The following is an 18,814-nucleotide window of genomic DNA, read 5'->3' as shown; positions in this document are numbered from 1 at the left end:
CGCGAGAAGCCCCCACCGGGCGGACGTCTGGGGGTCGAAGGGGCACCGCCCCTGGGGATGGGACGGGTAGGGGCGGCGGGGGCGAGGAAGAGCCGGGCTACGGCGTCAGGAACTGGCCCAGCCGCCCGCCCTCCGGCGCCCCCAACTGCGTGACGCCGTAGTACGCGGACCGAGAAGCCACCGGCACACCGTTCACCGACGGCATGAACAGCACCGTGCCGTTCCCCCCGTCCTCCCCTTCCACCCCGACCAGCACATCCCCGTACCCGTCCCCGGTGACATCCGCCCCCGACACCGCGGACCCGAACTTGTCCTCGGCCTCGGTCGAGCCCGCCACATCCGGCGCGTCCTGCGAGAACGCCACGGACCCCGCCCCACTCACCCCGGCGGCGGCCCCCTTCAGCAGCCACACCGACCCCGCGTTCGGACGGTTCTTCCCGGCCCGGGTGATGTCCTCGTTCGGCGCCCCGGTCAGCACGTCGGCGTACCCGTCGGCGTCGACATCGCCGACGGCCACCGAGGAGCCGAAGCCGTCCGAGGTCTCGGAGGAGCCCTCCACCCCCGCCGTGGCCTGGTGGACCGTCCGGGTCCCCGTCGAGCCCAGCCCGGTGGACGTGCCGGGGACCACGGTCACCTGGCCGCCCGCGTTGCCGGCGGACTCGGAGGCGTAGGGCTGTCCGACGACGAGGTCGTCGTAGCCGTCCCCGTCGATGTCGCCCGCCGCTACGGCGCGGCCGCCCTTCACGGTCAGGGTCGCCGCCTTCGTCAGCCCCAGCGACCGGGAGCCCTTGAACCAGACGATCCGGCCGATGCCGGAGGCGTCACGGTAGTTGAGGGCCACGTCGTCGTAGCCGTCCCGGTTGAAGTCGCCGGTCGCGGCGTCCGCGTGGGCCAGTGAGCCGGTGGCCGTGGTGAGGTCCCCGGCGACCTCGTGGCCGTCGCCGAAGCGGGCCGCCCAGTTGCCGCCCGTCCCGGTGGCGGCGGTGAACACGTCCGCCCTGCCGTCCGCGTTGAAGTCCCCGATCGCCACGGTGGCGCCGAACCGCGCGCCGGCCGGCTCGTAGTCGTCGCCGAGGGCCATGGTGTCGGCGCCATCGGTGAAGGACGGCCCGTAGAGGATCGTCACCGCACCCCGGTCCGCGTGCCCGGTGGTGTCGTCCTCGCCGGGCGCGCCGACCACGAGATCCGCGTACCCGTCACCGTCGACATCGCCCCACGCGGTCGCCGCGCCCCACTGGTCGCCGGACTCGGCGGCGCCCGGCACGCCCGCGCTCGCCTGGTTCAGGCGGAGCCTGGCGGTCGGGACGGGCCCGCTCGCACCACCCGGCACCAGGGTGACCCAGCCGCTGCCGGTCCGGGGGGTCGGCGTCACCAGGTCGCTCACGCCGTCGCCCGTGTAGTCGGCGGTCGGGATCGCCGAGGCGCGGGCCGGGGAGGCGGCGTAGCGGCGTATCTCGGGGAGCTCGGCGTAGAGACCGGCTCCCGGGGAGGTGAGGGACGCCGCGTCGCTGCCGCCGGATATGACGTCCAGCTCCGCCGACTCGCCGCTCGTGTACACCCCGGTGTCCTCGGACGCCGTCAGCGTCACCCTGCCCGTGGGGTCGCCCGCGTACTGGCCCAGCTTCCACGCCGCCAGCCGTGCCACGGACTCCACGGCCGCCCGGCTCGGCCCGTCGTCGCCGTCGAAGTCGCCGAGGACCGCGACGCCCGTCGACTCCCCGTCGAAGCCGGGGGTGTGCGCGCCGCGCACCGACAGGTCCGCGCCGCCGGCCCGGCCCTCGTAGATACGGCCGCACTTGTCGACGACGAAGTTGTAGCCGAGGTCGCCCCGGCCCGCCGTCTGGATGTCGTCGGCCATGAGCGCGCGGATCAGGGCGGGCGACTCGGCGCAGCTGTAGGCGTTGGTGCCGCCCGTGTCGTGGACGAACACCGCGCTGATCCGGTCGTTGTACTCGGGCGTCCCTGTCACGGCCGCCTCGTCCGCGCCCCACGCGGCCCGGCTGACGATCGGCGGGCGGGTGACGGTCGAGGGGCGGGCGGTGGGTACGTCGTCGGCGGCGGCCGTGCCGACGCCCGGCCCGACCACGGCGTACGACACGAGGCCCGCGCCGCCGGCCATGACGGCGCCCAACGTCAGCCAGCCCCTCCGCCTCGGCCCCAGCGGCTCCGACGCATGGCTCCTACGGTGACTCAAATACCCCACCCCTGGATGAACGGTACGAAGACGCCACCCCGGCGCAGGGGTGGCCCCTCTATTCAGCGCACAGGACTTCACGGAGATCGGCATCGGGGGGTGCGGGTGTGGCCCATGTCACGCGGGAGGGGGGTGACGTGCGGCCGTCCCGCGGGTGATCTCTCCGAGGGGTGTACGGGCCGCTGTGACACTTCCGCGGGGCGTGACGCAGATCAGCGTGGGGGCTGGGCGTCGGCCGGGACGGCCCCGGGAAGGCGATCCCGGCACTGACTTGGCACTGTCCCGACAGTTCGGGGCCAGGGAGGGGAACCGCGGCGCGTGCAGGCCTACGACGGGGAGCTGGGCGCGGCCGTCGCGCGGGCCCAGGCCGGGGACGAGGCCGCGTTCGCGGTGGCGTACCGGCTCGTGCAGCCGGGGCTGCTGGGGTATCTGCGCGGCATCGTCGGGGACGACGCGGAGGACGTCGCCTCGGACGCCTGGCTGGAGATCGCGCGGGACCTCGGGCGGTTCAAGGGCGACGGCGCGGGCTTCCGCGGCTGGAGCGCGACCATCGCCCGGCACCGGGCCCTGGACCATCTGAGGCGCCAGCGGGTCAGACCCCGGGCGACGGCGCTGGAGAACGACCTGCTGGAACTGCCCGGCGCGCACAGCACCCAGGACCAGGCGCTGGAGAGCCTCTCCACCGAACAGGCCCTCGCGCTGGTCGCCCGGCTGCCGCGTGACCAGGCCGAGGCCGTGCTGCTGCGCGTGGTCGTCGGCCTCGACGGCCCCGCCGCCGCCCGTGTCCTCGGCAAGCGCCCCGGCGCGGTCCGTACCGCCACCCACCGGGGCCTGAAGCGTCTCGCCCAGCTCCTGCGGAGCGAGGGTGTGACGGATGACGGCCCCCGGACGCTGGGGGAGTCGAGATGACCGACAGCGACGTAGGGACGCACGGCGAGAGGGAAGGGCGCGAGATGCCGTCGGGCAGGACGGAGCCGGACATGAGCGACCGGCCTGACAACGGAGAGCGGGACGGTACCTCCGCTGCCTCCGCCCCTCCGTCCCCGGAGCCCCGGGACACCCCCTCCGTCGATTCGCTCCTCGCCGCCGCCGTGCGCGCCGGCGCGCCGGCCGACAGTGCGGGGGAGGCACGGGCCGTGGCCGCCTTCCGGGCCGCGCGGGAGAGCGGGGGCCGCCCCGCACGCACCCGGCGGCGCGACGACTGGCGGCCCAACGCGCGGCGCCGCGTCCAGCTCTCCATCCGCACCACCCTGGCCGTCCTGCTGGCCAGCCTCACCCTTGGCGGGGTCGCCTTCGCGGCGATCGGCTCGGCCGCGCGCGGCGACAAGGGCGCCGACCGGGAGCACGGCAGCTACGAGAACCGGGAGCGGCCCGACCGTACCGCCGACGGCGCCCCGACCTGGCCCGGTCCCGCGGACGTCCCGCGTACGGCTCCTCCGGCCCCGGACCCCTCCGCCACGGCCGACCAGGACGGCGCGTCCCGGAGCCCGGACGAGGCCGACCGACGGGCCGACCGGCAGGACGACGGCAAGGGCGCGCGGGAGACGTCTTCGGGCGGCGATCGCACAGGCGACGGCACGGGCACCGGCACCGGCAATGGTTCGGGCAATGGTTCCGGTAACGGCGGCGGAGATGTCGGCGCCGACAGCCGGCGGGGGTCCCCCCGGCCCGGCGAGGCGAACGGGCCGACCGGACCGAAGGCGCAGGCCGCGCCGGAGTCGCGTGAGGAGACCGCATCGGAGTCGCGCGAGCAGACCGCGCCGCAGTCGCCCCGGAGGACCGCCCCGGAGTCGCGGCAGGAGGCCGCCCCGGAAACGCCTCAGGAGGCGCGGAAAACGAAGTGAGGCCGGCGTGCTCGCAAGACCCCCGTACTCGCAAGACACCCGGCCACTCCGCCGATGGCAACGGTCGGGGCCGCCACCCCCCACAGGAGAGGCCCCGACCGTCGCGCGGCACGGGCCGCGCGGCGACCCGTACTACCTACAGCGCCGCGTCCACGTTTTCTGTCACACCTAGCTGCATCACGAGTTAGTTGCATGTTCTACGGACATGGACGCCCAGCGGTTTCAGGCCGTAACGTGCCATTCGCGCCGGATCGTGGATGGCGGAAGACCACCACAACCATCGACGGCCCGGCACCGCACGATTCATTGACGACCACGACCACGACAGCGAGGACCCGGTCCGCGAGAGCGGCTCGGTCGAAGCGCAAAGAGGGGCGCGCGCGGGTGCTGGGGGACGACGCGGAGCTGACCGCCGCGGTGCTTGCGGCACAGGACGGGGACGAGACCGCGTTCCGGACTGTGTACCGCTCGGTGCACCCACGGCTGCTCGGGTACGTGCGGACGCTGGTCGGCGATCCGGACGCGGAGGACGTCACCTCCGAGTCCTGGCTCCAGATAGCCCGTGACCTGGAGCGCTTCAGCGGTGACGCCGACCGGTTCCGTGGCTGGGCCGCGCGGATCGCCCGCAACCGGGCCCTCGACCACATACGCATGCGGGGGCGCAGGCCCGCGATAGGCGGCGACGAGACCGAGCTGACCGGCAGGGCCGCCGAGTCCGACACGGCCGGCGAGGCGATGGAGGCCCTGGCCACCGGCCGCACGCTCTCGCTCATCGCCCAGCTGCCGCAGGACCAGGCGGAGGCGGTGGTCCTGCGGGTCGTCGTCGGACTCGACGCGAAGACCGCGGCCGAGACCCTGGGCAAGCGCGCGGGAGCCGTACGAACGGCCGCGCACCGGGGTCTGAAGCGGCTCGCCGAACTGATCGGGGAGAATCCGGAGACGGCCGGCGAGGCCGACCCGGAGTCCGGCGATCCGCTGGACGCCGTACCCCCACCGAGAGGGCCGCGCGCACGCGCGGCTTCGTCCGCCGGTGTGACGCATACGCGTTGGCGGACGCAGAAGGATGTGTGATGGCCGACGAGCAGTACAGGTGGCTCAACCGCGACGCCGCGGAGCGGCTGCTGCGTGGGGAGCCCCTCGAAGCCGTCGACGCCGACACCCGTGACCGTGCCGCCCGGCTCGCCGAGGCGCTCGGCTCACTGACCGCCGATCTCGCTCCGGTGTCCCCGCGGAGTCCCGAACTCCCCGGCGAGGAAGCGGCGTTGGCCGCCTTCCGCAGCGCGCGAACAGCCCGTACGTCCGATGCGACCTCCTCCGCCACCTCCGCCTCGGCCTCTGCCACCTCCGCCTCCGCCCGCTCCGCCCTCTCGTCCGACGACGGGCGGGCCGTGGAGCCCGGCCGTGGCAGTGGCGGTCGTACACACACCGCCGCCGCGCCCGCCGCCGACGCGGGACTCGTCCGCCTGGGACGCCCCGGGCACCCGACAGGGGGCGATGGACACCGTGCCCGCTGGGGCCGGCCGGTGCGGTTCGGGCTGGTCGCGGCCGTGGCCGCCGGGATGCTCGGCGGGGTCGCGGTGGCGGTCGGCGGCGGGGCACTGACCGCGTTCCGCGACGGCGAACCGGAACCCTCCGCCACCGTCTCCGCCGGCCAGTCGCCGGACCGGCCGCTGCTGTCGCCGTCGCCGTCACCGAACGCGCAGGACGGAGACGACCGACGGGGGGCGTGGGGCGACACGAAACCCGAGATGACCCCGGACGGCTCCGCGCGGGGCGACGCCCCCTCCGGTGACGGCTCCGACGGCACCGACGAGGACGGGCGGACCCGGGACTCCGGGAAGAACGACACCCCCGGCCAGGAATGGTGGAACAAGGTCCTTTCCGCCTGCCGTGACGTCCGCGACGGCAAGGAGCTGGGGACCGACCGCCGGCGTGGCCTGGAGGACGCGGCGGGCGGCAAGGGCAAGGGGCAGCTGAAGCGGTACTGCGAGGGCGTCCTGGCCGGCGGCTCCGACTACCCCGGCACGAAGAAGCGGCCGGGTGGGGGCACCGGGACGGGCCAGGGCACCGGGAGCGGGTCCGGTACGGCGGACTCCGGTGACTCCACCGGCTCGTCCGGCGGCGGTGACGGCAGCCCGCGGTCCGGCGGCGACTCCGACGAGGACGACGACTCCCACCGCGGCGGACACGGCGACGGCAAGGGCAAGAACCGCCCCGGGCACGGCAAGGGCCACGGCAACGGCGGCCAGGGCCATGGCTACGGCAAGGGCGGCAACGGCGGCAAGGGGAACAAGAGCGGCAAGGGCAACGGGGGCAACGGCCACCGCAGTCAGCTCGCCTCGGCGGCGCGGACCGACGTCGCCGCCCGCATCACCCCCTCCTGACCCATCCTGACCTGCGCTTTCGCATCCGTCACGAATTCTTTCGCGGAACGGGTAACACTTTTGGCGGTCCCGGCGCAGTAATGAGTGAGCCGACTGGTCATCGGCCGTCGCACTGAGCCGGGGTTCCCCCCGTACCTACGGCTCGTGCACCTCGGCGCGGGCGGGACACGTTCCCCCGGTCCCGCCCGCGCCTCATAACCCCCGTATTTCCCCCGTGGTCCCCCGTGACCCCGTACTCCCCCTGACGCGCCCGGCGCCCTCCCGCTATGCGTCATGTGACGCACGTCACGAAATCTTCCGTCACCAGTCACGCGTCACCAGTCACGCGTCATCCGTCACCAGTACACGACGACCTTGTCGCCGTTCCTGACCTGGTCGAACAGCCGCGCGATCGCCGCCTTGTCCCGGACGTTGACGCAGCCGTGCGAGGCCCCGTAGTACCCACGGGCCGAGAAGTCGGAGGAGTAGTGGACGGCCTGGCCGCCGCTGAAGAACATCGCGTACGGCATCGGGGTGTCGTACAGGGTCGACCAGTGGTCGCGGGACTTGAAGTAGACGCTGAAGAGGCCCTCCCGGGTCGGGGTGTACTCCGAGCCGAACCGCACCTCGACCGTCGTCAGCGTCCTGCCGTCCACCATCCAGCGCAGCGTGCGGCTCGTCTTGCTGATGCACAGCACCCGGCCCGTCATGCAGCGCGGATCGGGTGACGCGGCCGGCTGCCCGCCGTAGGCGTACAGCTCCCACTTGCCGGGCTCCCGTGTCATGTTCAGCAGCCGCGCCCACGTCACGCTGTCCGTCTTCCCGGTCCGCGGCAGCCCCCGCTTGCCCTGGAAGCCCTTGACCGCCTGGACCGTCAGGTCGTCGTACGTCCCCGTGGGCCCCGCGAAGAGCCAGGCGACCTGCCGCAGCCGGGCCTGCAACTCGCGTACGTCGAGGCCCTCGTCGCCCTGGGACCAGAGAACCCGGGCGGGGGGTGCGGGGGTCGGTGTGGGGGAGGGCGGCGCGGTCGTCGGGGCCTTCTCGGGCGCCCCCTTGCCGTCGTTCCCGCTTCCTCCGCTTCCGTTTCCGCTCCCGCCCGCGGCCTGGTCCCCGCCGCCGACCCTGTCGCCCTCGTCCTGCTTCGGAGTGCCGTTCGGCGTGGCGCTCCCGTCGACGCGCACGGGCTGGCGCTGGCCGCCGTGCACCTCGATCCCCTGGGCCGTGCAGGCGCCGGCCATGGCGAGTGCCGCGATCGCGGCCACCGATCTCCGCATGTCCTTGGTACGCATCGGGGTCCCCGTCGTCTCATGATCGGCCGCGTCCGGTCGTTCTTCCCGGACAGGTTGCCCGGACGTGAGCCGTCGCGAACAAACGGGCATGGTTGTGAGCAAGGTCCCAGCCAGGGGCACTCCACCGGACCAACGGTCGCCGCTACAGTCCGACGCCAAAGCCGTTGTACTGATGAGTAACAAGCGAGCGTCCGAAGCGACGAGCAAGACGGAGGCACACATCATGGCGCGCGAGTCGGAGTCCGGGCTGCCGATCGAGCCGGTGTACGGGCCGGAGGTGCTGGAGGGCTGGGATCCGGCGGAACGGCTGGGGGAGCCGGGCGCGTACCCGTTCACGCGGGGTGTGTATCCGTCGATGTACACGGGTCGTCCGTGGACGATGCGTCAGTACGCGGGCTTCGGTACGGCCGTGGAGTCCAACGCCCGCTACCAGCAGCTGATCGCCAACGGCACGATGGGGTTGTCGGTCGCGTTCGACCTGCCCACCCAGATGGGCCATGACTCCGACGCCCCGATCGCCCACGGCGAGGTCGGCAAGGTGGGGGTGGCGATCGACTCCGTCGAGGACATGCGGGTGCTGTTCGACGGCATCCCGCTGGACAAGGTCTCGACGTCGATGACGATCAACGCGCCGGCCGCGCTGCTGCTGCTGATGTACCAGCTGGTCGGCGAGGAGCAGGGCGTACCGGCGGACAGGCTGACGGGCACGATCCAGAACGACGTGCTGAAGGAGTACATCGCGCGCGGGACGTACATCTTCCCGCCCAAGCCCTCGCTGCGGCTGATCGCCGACATCTTCCAGTACTGCAAGGCCGAGATCCCGAAGTGGAACACGATCTCGATCTCCGGCTACCACATGGCCGAGGCGGGTGCCTCGCCGGCGCAGGAGATCGCGTTCACCCTGGCCGACGGGATCGAGTACGTGCGCACGGCGGTCGCGGCGGGCATGGACGTGGACGACTTCGCGCCCCGGCTGTCGTTCTTCTTCGTCGCCCGGACGACGATCCTGGAGGAGGTCGCCAAGTTCCGTGCGGCGCGCCGGATCTGGGCCCGGGTGATGCGTGAGGAGTTCGGCGCGAAGAACCCCAAGTCGCTGATGCTGCGTTTCCACACGCAGACGGCCGGGGTGCAGCTGACCGCGCAGCAGCCCGAGGTGAACCTGGTGCGGGTCGCGGTGCAGGGGCTGGCGGCCGTGCTGGGCGGCACCCAGTCGCTGCACACCAACTCCTTCGACGAGGCGATCGCCCTGCCGACCGACAAGAGCGCCCGTCTGGCGCTGCGTACGCAGCAGGTGCTGGCCTACGAGACGGACGTGACGGCGACGGTCGACCCGTTCGCCGGTTCGTACGTCATGGAGAAGATGACCGACGACGTGGAGGCGGCGGCCGTCGAGCTGATGCGGAAGGTCGAGGACCTGGGCGGTGCCGTCGCGGCCATCGAGCACGGCTTCCAGAAGGGCGAGATCGAGCGCAGCGCGTACCGCATCGCGCAGGAGACCGACTCCGGGGAACGGGTCGTGGTGGGCGTCAACCGTTTCCAGCTGGACGAGGAGGAGCCGTACGAGCCGCTGCGGGTGGACCCGGCGATCGAGGCCCAGCAGGCGGAGCGGCTGGCCGGGCTCCGCGCGCGACGCGACCAGCAGGCGGTCGACACGGCCCTGACCGCCCTGAAGAAGGCCGCCGAGGGCACGGACAACGTCCTCTACCCGATGCGCGAGGCCCTCAAGGCCCGCGCGACGGTGGGCGAGGTGTGCAACGCCCTCCGTGAGGTGTGGGGCACGTACATCCCCAGCGACGCTTTCTGACCGCTCGTGCGTGAGCCGTGGCCGATCGCGATCGACCGCGGCCGCCTTCCGACGGCCCTTTCGTCCGGCTCTCGTCTGGCATTTCGTCAGGCTTCGGACGGGCATATCGGGATGTCGGACCCCCGTGCGACACTCCTTCTCATGTTCGGTGTCATCGACCTCCCCACCTATCTGGCGGGCCTCGTCCTGATCGTGCTGCTGCCCGGCCCCAACTCCCTCTACGTGCTGTCCGTGGCCGCCCGGCGCGGGATACGGACCGGGTACCGGGCCGCCGCCGGCGTATGGGTCGGCGACACCGTGCTGATGACCTTGTCGGCGGCGGGGGTGGCCTCGCTGCTGCAGGCCAACGCCGTGCTGTTCGGGATCGTGAAGTACGCGGGCGCAGGCTATCTGTCGTGGCTGGCGATCGGGATGCTGCGGGCCGCGTGGGCGATGTGGCGCAGCCGCCGCGAGCGGGTCGTGGAGGGGCCGGGCGAGGAGGTCGCGGAGGGCGAGCGGCCGTTCCGCCGGGCCCTGGTGATCAGTCTGCTGAACCCGAAGGCGATCCTCTTCTTCGTCGCCTTCTTCGTGCAGTTCGTGGACCCGGGCTATGCCTACCCGGCGCTCTCCTTCGTGGTCCTCGGCGCCTTCGCCCAGCTCGCCAGCTTCCTCTACCTGAGCGCGCTGATATTCAGCGGCACCAGGCTGGCCGCCACGTTCCGCCGCCGGAAGAGACTGTCGGCGGGGGCGACCTCGGCGGCGGGTGCCCTGTTCCTGGGCTTCGCGGTCAAGCTGTCCCTGGCGAGCAGCGCCTAGCCTCTCCGCGCCCCTCCGCGCCTCTCCCCGCCCCGGCTCACCTCCCCGGTCGGTTCGCCGCGCGCGCCTTCCTGATCGCCCTCGTCACCACCGGCGGCAGCAGGTCCGCGGCCAGCTTCCGGGCGGGGCTCCGGGACGGGCGGCGGGCCGGGGGCTGGGGTGCGGGCGCCGCCGGGGCGGGTGCCGGCGGCGCGGGCTCGGTCCAGTGGCGGGACTTCGGGAAGGCCGGGGCCTTCATGCCCTTGGACTTCAGGCGCAGGATGCGGTGACCGGCGGCCTGCTGGTTGCTTAGGTGGCAGTCGTCCCGGTCCGCGACCATGGCGAGCAGCGCCTCCTGGAGGGGCTCGGGGTCGTCCCAGGTGCCGTACAGCTTCTGCGTGCTGAGACAGACGGGGTTGAGGCCCCGGTTGAGGACGGCCTCCCACGCGGCGATGGAGACGCCCGGTGTGTGCTCCGAGCGGAAGTCGTCGAGGACGACCAGGCCACCGGGCAGAAGGATGTCCCGGGCGGCGGTGATGTCGGCCTCGACGTGCTCGTACAGGTGCGAGGCGTCGATGTGCACGAAACGGCAGGAGCGCGGCTTGACCTCGCCGGGGACGACCGAGCTGGGCCCCTGCAGCACCCGCGGCAGCTCGTCGTGGAAGGAGAGGTAGTTCGCCTCGAAGGCCCGGCGGGTGAGCGTGCTGCGGTACGACTTGGTGGCCTCCGCCGCGTTGGCGTCGTCCGGTGCGTCGCTCTCGAAGAGGTCGCAGACCGTGTACGCCTCGCCGTCCTGAAGATGGCGGCCGAGGAAGATGGCGCTCTTGCCCATGTAGACGCCGACCTCCAGGAGGTCGCCCCTCTCGCCCGCCGCCTCCTGCCGGTTCAGGAACCAGTCGAAGAGCAGCTGGTCGAGCACCGGGAACCAGCCGGGGACGTCATCGAGTTCACGGGGGAGTCGGATCGTGCCGTGTTCAGAGGTCATTTCAGAGGTCATGAGGACGGAAGACCTTCTTGCGTCGACGAGGCGAACAGGCGAACGGGCCAGGAACCTATGAGATGCCTTTGGCCCGGTCAAGGATGCTGCGGAGCCTCTCCGCGAAGGGGTTTTCGAATCCTCGCGTCGCATGAACAGTGGGCCAATTCCAGGTTCCGGGACCGTTCAGCGCCGGCGTCCACCGAGCGACGTCCGCAGCAGCGGCTGCAACGGACGTTCGACCCACCGGTGCAGCAGCCAGGCGAGCGCCAGCATCAGCGCCACGGTGAGCGCGACGGTCAGTGCCGACGGAACACCCAGCTCCTGGTGCAGCGCCCGCACCACCGGCCAGCCCAGGTGCTCGTGCACCAGGTAGAAGGGGTACGTCAGGGCTCCCGCGGTGGTCAGCCAGGGCCAGTCGACGCGGTTCAGCAGGCCCAGCGCCACGGCACCCACAGCCACGAAGCCGACGGTGACGGCGACGATGATGCCGAGCTGGGAGCGGTAGGAGAAGTAGTCGGCGTTCGGGGCGTGCCACATCGCCTCGACCGTCTGGTACTGGCTCAGCAGCAGACTGAAGACCACGATCAGCCAGGCGGCGGTGTCCCGGCGGTCGCGGTACACCAGATAGAGGCCCATGCCCCCGATGAACAGGGACGCGTACTCCGGCATCAGGACCATGTCCAGCAGCGGCTCCTTCGCCCCGTGCGCGAGCACCGAGGCCAGGGTCCAGCCTCCGCAGAACCAGATCACCCGTCTGCGGGTCACCCCGGGCAGCACCACGCACAGCGCGAACAGGACGTAGAAACGGACCTCCGCCCACAGCGTCCAGCACACGCCGAGGACGCGGTCCGCGCCGAGCGGCATCTGCAGCATCGTGAGGTTCACCAGGAACTCGCTGACCGACACCCGCGCGAAGGCGATCCCCGGCAGCGCGAACACCGCAGCCACCAGGATCACCGCCGCCCAGTACGCCGGCAGCAGCCGGGCCGCCCGGGAGGCGAGGAACGCCTGTACCGAACGGCCCCAGCCGCTGGCGCAGATCACGAACCCGCTGATCACGAAGAAGGCCTGCACCCCGGCCCAGCCGTAGGCGAGCCAGCTGTGGGCGGTGGGGAACTGCACGGCGGGCGAGGCCCCCCAGGCCTTCCCGATCTCCCCGTCCCGCCCGCCGTAGTGATAGGCGGCGACGGCGAGAGCGGCTATCAGCCGCAGCCCGTCGAGGGCGTAGAGCCGGGGCGCTGCTCGACCGACGCCCGCTGCCGCGCCCCGATGGGGGCGCGGGGCTGCATCGGTGTGCGGCTCGGCCGCGGGGCGCGACGAGCCCCCACCAACCCGCACCCGGGACTCGACCCGATCATCAACCTCGGTCAAAGAAGGCACCGCGGAACTCACCCCAGAGTCGCCCGCTTGAGCGACCGAGCCCGCCGGGCGACCCTCCGCACCGTCGCGTTACGCGGAATGAACGCGAGCTGCACCGGAATCCCACCGGGCAGCCCCAGCGAGGTCAACCGCCGCCGCTTGAAGTACCGCAGCGTGTGCGTGCTCAGATGCCGCGTCAGATACGCCTCGGTCTCCGCCCGCAGCGACGGATAGATCTTCGACTGCATCGCGAACCCCACCGCCCGGACCAGGCTGTTGAGGTCGGACACCGCCGTGCCCGGCCGCTGCGAGGCGACGGCCGCCGCGTCCCCCAGCTCCGGCAGCAGCGCGTCCACGATCGTGACGGGCACCCGGTTGCTGTTCTCGTACGGGGCGAGCCGGTCCAGCAGCGCGCCCGTGCCGACGCGGGCCACCGGCAGCCCGTACAGCGCGGAGGCCGTCAGCAGGGCCGTCGAGAAGCAGCCGACGACCAGGGCCGGACGCATCCGCTGGTAGAGCACCTCGGCGAGGACCGGCGTGTCCAGCACGGTCAGGTCGGCGCCGAGCCGCTCCGCCTCCTTCTCCAGACCGCGCGACCAGCGGGCCGGGGCACTGGGGTGCGGCTTGAACACGACCTTGGAGTGCCCGAGCGCGACGGCACCTCTCAGCATCCGTACGTGGAGGTCCTCCTCCTCCTCGGCGGTCAGGATGCCGAGCGCGGAGAGGTACTGGCCGAGCAGCAGCGCCGGCTCCTCGATCGCGGGCAACTCGTCGCCCGTGTCCACGAGTTCGGCCAGCACCTTCACGAAGGCGTCCGTCGGCACGATCTCCGCCCCGACCCCGAACTCGGTGAGCAGCAGGGGTTCGAGACCCGGCACCAGGTCCAGGTGGAGCAGACGGTCGATGCGGGTGCCGACCAGCGGGTCGATCTTGTTGCGGGTGGGGCCGTAGCTCATCAGCCCGTCGGCGTACACGGTCACCGGCGCGCCGGTGAAGATCTGCGTGAAGCCGAGCGCGGGGTGGACCTGGATGGACTCCACGGCCAGTTCGACGTCGTCGTCACCCAGGTTCCACAGCAGCCGCAGATGCCGCTCCCACAGCGGTACGTCGTCCATGCGCGGGGACCAGCCGCCGGGGTGGAAGGGGGAGATGGTCTCGTTCCAGGAGATCACCTCGTCGAAGCGGGACCGCAGCCGCTCGAAGCCGGGCATCTCGTCCGGGCCGGGGGCCGTCTCCGGGGTCGCCGCGTTGTTGGAGACCAGCAGGATGCGCCGGGAGGCGGGGCGGAAGCACTCGGTGTCCAGGGCGGCGGCCAGCGTGGCCACGCCGTACAGGGTGGACGCCATGAAGATCTGCGTGGTCATGCGGCGACCCCCGTGGCGGCGGGACGACGGCGCAGCCGGCGCAGCCGGGTGGCGCGCTGGACGTCCATGGAGTCGAGGGCCTCGTCGAGCACGTCCTGCGGCATTCCGCGCAGCGCGACCGCGCTCATCGACTTCAGTTTCCGTGCCACCGCCGGCTCGAACCTTTCGATGGAACCCAAATGGTGGGAGATGATCGCGCAATAGGTGCGCACGGCCTTGGGGAGGAGTTTGTCCGCGTCCCGGTCCTTCGCGGTTTCCGCGATGACCTGGTCGAATGCGCGAATGAAATCGAGCTGGCGTACGTCGCCGATCTGGGTCAGCGAGGAAGCCACACCGCGCCGGTAGAAGACGCCCAGCAGCCCCACCGTGGCGAACGAATCGGCCTCCCGGTGCAGCTTCCAGATCCACGGCCGGTCCTCGGCCGTGCGCAGCCCGTGGGTGAAGTGCAGCACGCCCTTGTCGATCAGCCGGCGGTGGTAGATGCCCGCCCAGGCGAACGCGTAGTCGACGGAGGTGGACCGGTCGGCGGGCAGGATCGCGTCGCGCGGGTTCATCACCACGCCCCGCCGCCCGTTGGGCACCCGGTGCACCGCGCGGGCCCGCGCGGTGCACTGGACATGGTCCGTGCGCACGAAGTCACATCCCAAGTCCTCGATCGCGCGCAGCAGTTGGGGATAGTAACCGGGGGCGAGCCAGTCGTCCCCGTCGAGGAACGTCAGGTACTCGCCGCGGGCCTTGTCGATGCCCGTGTTGCGCGCGGTCGCCAGTCCTCCGTTCTGCTCGTGTCTGACGTACACCGCCCCCGGCAGCTCGCGCTCCGCGCGCGCGAGAATGTCCGGTGTCTCGTCGCGGGAGCAGTCGTCGACGAGAATGAATTCGAAGTCCTCACGAGCGTTGGCTCCGAGGCTCTTCAGGGTGTCGGGCGCGTATTGCTGCACGTTGTAGAACGGCACGATGACGGAGAGCTTGACCACCCCCGTGACGTTAGGCGGCGCTCCGGCATTCGTCTTGACCAGCCGCTTGATGTCAGGTGAACGACGCGTGGCGGAACCGTGAACCAGACGCTTTCCGGTGCCATTCGCGCCCCGATTCGCCGTTCGGCGACGTGCTGTTAACCCTTTGTTGCATTCAGGTTGGGCCGATCAACGGAATCGCTTCCTAGCGTCTTCGATGTGCCAGCAAGTGCTACGAACAGCCTGCGAGTCGCCGTACTCGCGGATTCCGACACCCGGTGGAAATGGGGCGCGCTCACCGCGCACCGTCTCGCTCCGGTGGACGCGGACATCCGCCTCGACGGCTTCCTCCTGCGCGGCCGGGCCACCCCCACCGCCCGCCAGCTCCAGGAGGTCGGGGTCCGCCCCGACTCCCTGCGCGAGGTGACCGGCCTCGAATTCCTGCGCGCCATGAAGGAGGACACGAGCGAGAACGCGTACGACGTCATCGTGCTCTCCCTCGTCGGCGGGGGCGTCCAGGCGATACTGCACGGCCTGCGCCGGGCCTGGGACGGCCGGACGAAGCGGCCCGTGGTCGTCACCGGTTACGTCGGTGTCGTCTACGAGAAGCTCGCCGACGGTCTGCTGCTGCGGCACGGCGCGGACCTCGTCCTCGCCAACTCCCGCCAGGACGCGGACCGTTTCCGGGCCGTCTACGAGGGCGTGGGCGCCGACGCCTCCTCGGTCACCGAGGTCGCGCTGCCCTTCCTGGGCGGCAAGGCGTACGCCGGCCCCGACGGCCCCTACACGGTCGTCTTCGCCGTACAGCCGTCCGTGCCGGACAACCGCCGGGACCGCACGTACCTGCTGAACCGCCTCGTCCGGCACGCGAGGCTGCACCCGGACCGCCAGGTGCTGCTGAAGCTGCGCTCCAAGCCGGGCGAGCACACCACGCACATCGAGGAACTGCCGTACCAGAAGCTGGCGGAGAAGCTTCCCGGCGGTCTGCCGGCCAACTTCCGTCTCGCGTACGGGAACATGGGCGAGGTCCTCGACACCACCGACCTGCTGGTCACCGTCAGCTCCACGGCGGCCCTGGAGTCGCTGCACCGCCGGATCCCCACCGTCGTCCTCACCGACCTCGGGATTCGCGAGACCCTCGGCAACCACCACTTCGTGGGCTCCGGCTGCCTCGCCTCCTGGGACCAGCTGGACGCCGGGTACGAGCCGACGCCGGACCCGGAGTGGGTGGCCCGGCAGGGGGTCGTCCCGGACGGGGCGTACGCCACCGCCTTCGACGCGGCCCGTACCCGTATCGCGAAGCTGGTCGCGGCGCCCGAACTGCCGCCTCTCGCGCCGTACTACACGCCCGTCACCGCGCCCGGCTACCTCCCCGGCATCCTCGCCCGCCACCACCTCGGCCCCGACGGCGCACCGCTGCCCGGGGCGCCCGCGGAGGACCGGCAGGCCGGGCCCGTACGCCAGATCGTGCGCCGGGCGGCGCGCGGCGCCTACCGCCACGGAGTGCAGCGCGTGGCGCCCGTCATCCGCCGGATGGGGGAGCTGTGAACCGCCGCCCCACCGCCTCGCAAGAGCCGCAAGGAGTTCCCGACATGTTCAACCCGGAAGCGGGCCAGGCGCCTTCCGCCCGCCGCGTCCTCGCCGTGATCCCCGCGCGGGGCGGCTCCAAAGGCGTCCCCGCGAAGAACCTCGCCCCCGTCGGCGGCGTTCCGCTGGTGGCCCGCGCGGTCCGCGAGTGCCTCGCCGCCCAGCTGGTGACGGACGTCGTCGTCTCCACCGACGACCACGCCATCGCCGCCGCCGCCCGTGAGTCCGGCGCCGAGGTCGTCCTGCGCCCCGCCGCGATCGCCGGTGACACCGCCACCTCCGAGGCCGCCGTCCTGCACGCCCTGGACGCCCACGAGTCCCGCCACGGCGCTCCGGTCGACGTCGTCCTCCTCGTCCAGTGCACCAGCCCGTTCATCCTCCGCGAGGACATCGACGGCGTGGCCCGCGCCGTCGTCGAACACGGCGCCGACACCGCCCTCACCGTCGCCCCGTTCCACGGCTTCATCTGGCGCGACACGGCGGACGAGCCCGCGACCGCCGGAGCCGCCCACCTGGGAGGTACGGACGGCGAGGCCCTGGAGTCCGCCGACACCGCCGGCGGCTACGGCGTCAACCACGACAAGTCCTTCCGTCCCCGCCGCCAGGACCGCCCCCAGGACCTGCTGGAGACCGGTGCCGCCTACGCCATGGACGCGGCCGGGCTGCGCAAGCACCAGCACCGCTTCTTCGGCCGTACGGAGCCCGTCCGCACCGACCCCGCCCGGGTCCTGGAGATCGACGACCCGCACGACCTCGCCCGCGCCCAGGCCCTCGCGCCGCTCTTCGACGCGAACCGACCCGGCGCCCTCCCCGCCTACGACGACATCGACGCCGTAGTCCTCGACTTCGACGGCACCCAGACCGACGACCGGGTGCTGATCGACTCCGACGGACGGGAGTTCGTCTCCGTGCACCGCGGCGACGGACTCGGCATCGCGGCCCTCCGCAGGAGCGGCCTGAAGATGCTCATCCTGTCCACGGAACAGAACCCGGTCGTCGCCGCACGGGCCCGGAAGCTCAAGATCCCGGTCCTGCACGGCATCGACCGCAAAGACCTCGCACTGAAGCAGTGGTGCGAGGAGCAGGGCATCGCGCCGGAGCGCGTGCTCTACGTCGGCAACGACGTCAACGACCTCCCGTGCTTCGCCCTCGTGGGCTGGCCCGTGGCGGTCGGCAGCGCCCACGACGTCGTACGCGGCGCCGCACGCGCGGTCACCACCGTCCCCGGCGGTGAAGGCGCGATCCGGGAGATCGCCGGCTGGATCCTCGGTCCCTCTCTCGACTCTCTCGACCCCCTCGACAAGTAAGGAACTGGTCCCACCATGAGCACCAACTCCCGTCTGCGCACGTTCGGTTCGAAGACCGCCGGCCCGGGTCACCCCGTCTACGTCGTCGGCGAGATCGGCATCAACCACAACGGTGAGCTGGAGAACGCCTTCAAGCTGATCGACGCCGCCGCCGAGGCCGGCTGCGACGCCGTCAAGTTCCAGAAGCGCACCCCCGAGATCTGCACCCCCCGCGACCAGTGGGACATCGAGCGCGACACCCCCTGGGGCCGCATGACCTACATCGACTACCGCCACCGCGTGGAGTTCGGTGAGGACGAGTACCGCCAGATCGACGAGTACTCCAAGGAGAAGGGCATCGACTGGTTCGCCTCCCCGTGGGACACCGAGGCCGTCGCCTTCCTGGAGAAGTTCGACGTCCCCGCCCACAAGGTGGCCTCCGCCTCCCTGACCGACGACGAGCTGCTGCGCGCCCTGCGCGCCACCGGCCGCACGGTCATCCTCTCCACCGGTATGTCCACCCCGAAGCAGATCCGCCACGCGGTCGAGGTCCTCGGCTCGGACAACATCCTGCTCTGCCACGCCACCTCGACGTACCCGGCCAAGGCCGAGGAGCTCAACCTCCGCGTCATCAACACCCTCCAGGCCGAGTACCCGAACGTCCCGATCGGCTACTCCGGCCACGAGACGGGCCTGCAGACCACGCTCGCCGCCGTCGCCCTCGGCGCCACCTTCGTCGAGCGCCACATCACCCTCGACCGCGCGATGTGGGGCTCCGACCAGGCCGCCTCCGTCGAGCCCCAGGGCCTGACCCGCCTGGTCCGCGACATCCGCACCATCGAGGCCTCCCTCGGTGACGGCGTCAAGAAGGTCTACGACTCCGAGCTCGGCCCCATGAAGAAGCTGCGCCGTGTCCCCGGCGTCGTCGCCGAGGCGGAGATCGCGGTGGCGGCGGGCGAGCCGGTCGGCGTCTGACCGACCGCAGGTGGCCGCGGGCCGTCGTGCCGTCGGTGCGGCA

At 72.0% G+C, this 18,814-nt stretch carries 15 protein-coding genes; 9 read left to right on the top strand and 6 right to left on the bottom strand.

Features of this window, described 5'->3' with window-relative positions:
- Positions 1–97: 97 nt before the first annotated feature.
- Entirely contained in the window at positions 98–2,131 is a 2,034-nt protein-coding gene (locus ACZ9QC_RS14950; RefSeq protein WP_472920589.1) for an FG-GAP-like repeat-containing protein, read from the bottom strand.
- 381 nt (positions 2,132–2,512) lie between these two features.
- Between ACZ9QC_RS14950 and ACZ9QC_RS14945 the strand changes: the two genes are divergently transcribed.
- The 4 genes from ACZ9QC_RS14945 (at position 2,513) to ACZ9QC_RS14930 (ending at position 6,422) form a co-directional block, all read left to right on the top strand.
- Positions 2,513–3,103 carry an RNA polymerase sigma factor gene (locus ACZ9QC_RS14945; RefSeq protein WP_329898688.1) on the top strand — a complete coding sequence of 197 codons (591 nt, stop codon included), beginning with the start codon at positions 2,513–2,515 and terminating at the stop codon, positions 3,101–3,103.
- A gap of 71 nt (positions 3,104–3,174) precedes the next feature.
- Positions 3,175–4,038 carry a hypothetical protein gene (locus tag ACZ9QC_RS14940; protein ID WP_472920588.1) on the top strand — a complete coding sequence of 288 codons (864 nt, stop codon included), beginning with the start codon at positions 3,175–3,177 and terminating at the stop codon, positions 4,036–4,038.
- A gap of 384 nt (positions 4,039–4,422) precedes the next feature.
- Complete coding sequence (locus ACZ9QC_RS14935; protein WP_184904345.1) at positions 4,423–5,109, top strand: RNA polymerase sigma factor; 687 nt, start codon at positions 4,423–4,425, stop codon at positions 5,107–5,109.
- Positions 5,109–6,422 (top strand): hypothetical protein, encoded by a 1,314-nt coding sequence (locus ACZ9QC_RS14930; protein ID WP_472920587.1) that lies wholly within the window; start codon positions 5,109–5,111, stop codon positions 6,420–6,422. Before ACZ9QC_RS14935 ends, ACZ9QC_RS14930 begins: the two co-directional genes overlap by 1 nt.
- 335 nt (positions 6,423–6,757) lie before the next feature.
- On the opposite strand, the gene ACZ9QC_RS14925 is transcribed toward ACZ9QC_RS14930, so the two are convergent.
- On the bottom strand, positions 6,758–7,690 hold the full coding sequence (locus ACZ9QC_RS14925; protein WP_472920586.1) for a L,D-transpeptidase family protein: 933 nt from the start codon (positions 7,688–7,690) through the stop codon (positions 6,758–6,760).
- Positions 7,691–7,913: 223 nt separating this feature from the next.
- Here ACZ9QC_RS14925 and ACZ9QC_RS14920 point away from each other — a divergent pair, with 223 nt between their 5' ends.
- Together ACZ9QC_RS14920 and leuE are read left to right on the top strand one after the other, a co-directional pair.
- Positions 7,914–9,494, top strand: a complete 1,581-nt coding sequence (locus tag ACZ9QC_RS14920; protein ID WP_472921693.1) for an acyl-CoA mutase large subunit family protein — start codon at positions 7,914–7,916, stop codon at positions 9,492–9,494.
- Between the two features lie 141 nt (positions 9,495–9,635).
- Positions 9,636–10,289, top strand: a complete 654-nt coding sequence (gene leuE / locus ACZ9QC_RS14915) for a leucine efflux protein LeuE (protein ID WP_472920585.1) — start codon at positions 9,636–9,638, stop codon at positions 10,287–10,289.
- A gap of 37 nt (positions 10,290–10,326) precedes the next feature.
- Here leuE and ACZ9QC_RS14910 read toward each other — a convergent pair whose 3' ends face one another.
- From ACZ9QC_RS14910 to ACZ9QC_RS14895, 4 genes are all read right to left on the bottom strand, one after another.
- Positions 10,327–11,253, bottom strand: a complete 927-nt coding sequence (locus ACZ9QC_RS14910; RefSeq protein ID WP_472920584.1) for a class I SAM-dependent methyltransferase — start codon at positions 11,251–11,253, stop codon at positions 10,327–10,329.
- A 177-nt stretch (positions 11,254–11,430) separates the two neighbouring features.
- Entirely contained in the window at positions 11,431–12,627 is a 1,197-nt protein-coding gene (locus ACZ9QC_RS14905) for an acyltransferase family protein (protein ID WP_472920583.1), read from the bottom strand.
- Between the two features lie 8 nt (positions 12,628–12,635).
- Entirely contained in the window at positions 12,636–13,970 is a 1,335-nt protein-coding gene (locus ACZ9QC_RS14900) for an alpha-2,8-polysialyltransferase family protein (protein ID WP_472920582.1), read from the bottom strand.
- Entirely contained in the window at positions 13,967–14,944 is a 978-nt protein-coding gene (locus tag ACZ9QC_RS14895; RefSeq protein ID WP_472920581.1) for a glycosyltransferase family 2 protein, read from the bottom strand. Before ACZ9QC_RS14895 ends, ACZ9QC_RS14900 begins: the two co-directional genes overlap by 4 nt.
- A gap of 198 nt (positions 14,945–15,142) precedes the next feature.
- Here ACZ9QC_RS14895 and ACZ9QC_RS14890 point away from each other — a divergent pair, with 198 nt between their 5' ends.
- Genes ACZ9QC_RS14890 through ACZ9QC_RS14880 form a run of 3 tightly spaced genes read left to right on the top strand, consistent with a single transcriptional unit; the run spans position 15,143 to position 18,771 of the window.
- Positions 15,143–16,471: a DUF6716 putative glycosyltransferase gene (locus ACZ9QC_RS14890; RefSeq protein WP_472920580.1), complete on the top strand. Its 1,329-nt coding sequence runs from the start codon at positions 15,143–15,145 to the stop codon at positions 16,469–16,471.
- 44 nt (positions 16,472–16,515) lie between these two features.
- A complete protein-coding gene (locus tag ACZ9QC_RS14885) occupies positions 16,516–17,817 on the top strand; it encodes a cytidylyltransferase domain-containing protein (RefSeq protein ID WP_472920579.1) in 1,302 nt (433 codons plus the stop codon).
- A gap of 15 nt (positions 17,818–17,832) precedes the next feature.
- The gene (locus ACZ9QC_RS14880; RefSeq protein WP_472920578.1) at positions 17,833–18,771 is read left to right on the top strand and encodes an N-acetylneuraminate synthase family protein; all 939 of its coding nucleotides are present in this window, start codon (positions 17,833–17,835) and stop codon (positions 18,769–18,771) included.
- Positions 18,772–18,814 lie beyond the last annotated feature (43 nt).

The sequence above is a fragment of the Streptomyces sp. HUAS MS02 genome (assembly GCF_055702265.1).
This window is presented reverse-complemented; position numbering and strand designations above follow the sequence as displayed.

Coding starts and splice junctions, on each gene's coding strand:
- ACZ9QC_RS14940 (WP_472920588.1), top strand. CDS start 3,175: ATGAGCGACCGGCCTGACAACGGAGAGCGGGACGGTACCTCCGCTGCC.
- ACZ9QC_RS14930 (WP_472920587.1), top strand. CDS start 5,109: ATGGCCGACGAGCAGTACAGGTGGCTCAACCGCGACGCCGCGGAGCGG.
- ACZ9QC_RS14925 (WP_472920586.1), bottom strand. CDS start 7,690: ATGCGTACCAAGGACATGCGGAGATCGGTGGCCGCGATCGCGGCACTC.
- ACZ9QC_RS14920 (WP_472921693.1), top strand. CDS start 7,914: ATGGCGCGCGAGTCGGAGTCCGGGCTGCCGATCGAGCCGGTGTACGGG.
- leuE (WP_472920585.1), top strand. CDS start 9,636: ATGTTCGGTGTCATCGACCTCCCCACCTATCTGGCGGGCCTCGTCCTG.
- ACZ9QC_RS14910 (WP_472920584.1), bottom strand. CDS start 11,253: ATGACCTCTGAACACGGCACGATCCGACTCCCCCGTGAACTCGATGAC.
- ACZ9QC_RS14900 (WP_472920582.1), bottom strand. CDS start 13,970: ATGACCACGCAGATCTTCATGGCGTCCACCCTGTACGGCGTGGCCACG.
- ACZ9QC_RS14885 (WP_472920579.1), top strand. CDS start 16,516: ATGTTCAACCCGGAAGCGGGCCAGGCGCCTTCCGCCCGCCGCGTCCTC.
- ACZ9QC_RS14880 (WP_472920578.1), top strand. CDS start 17,833: ATGAGCACCAACTCCCGTCTGCGCACGTTCGGTTCGAAGACCGCCGGC.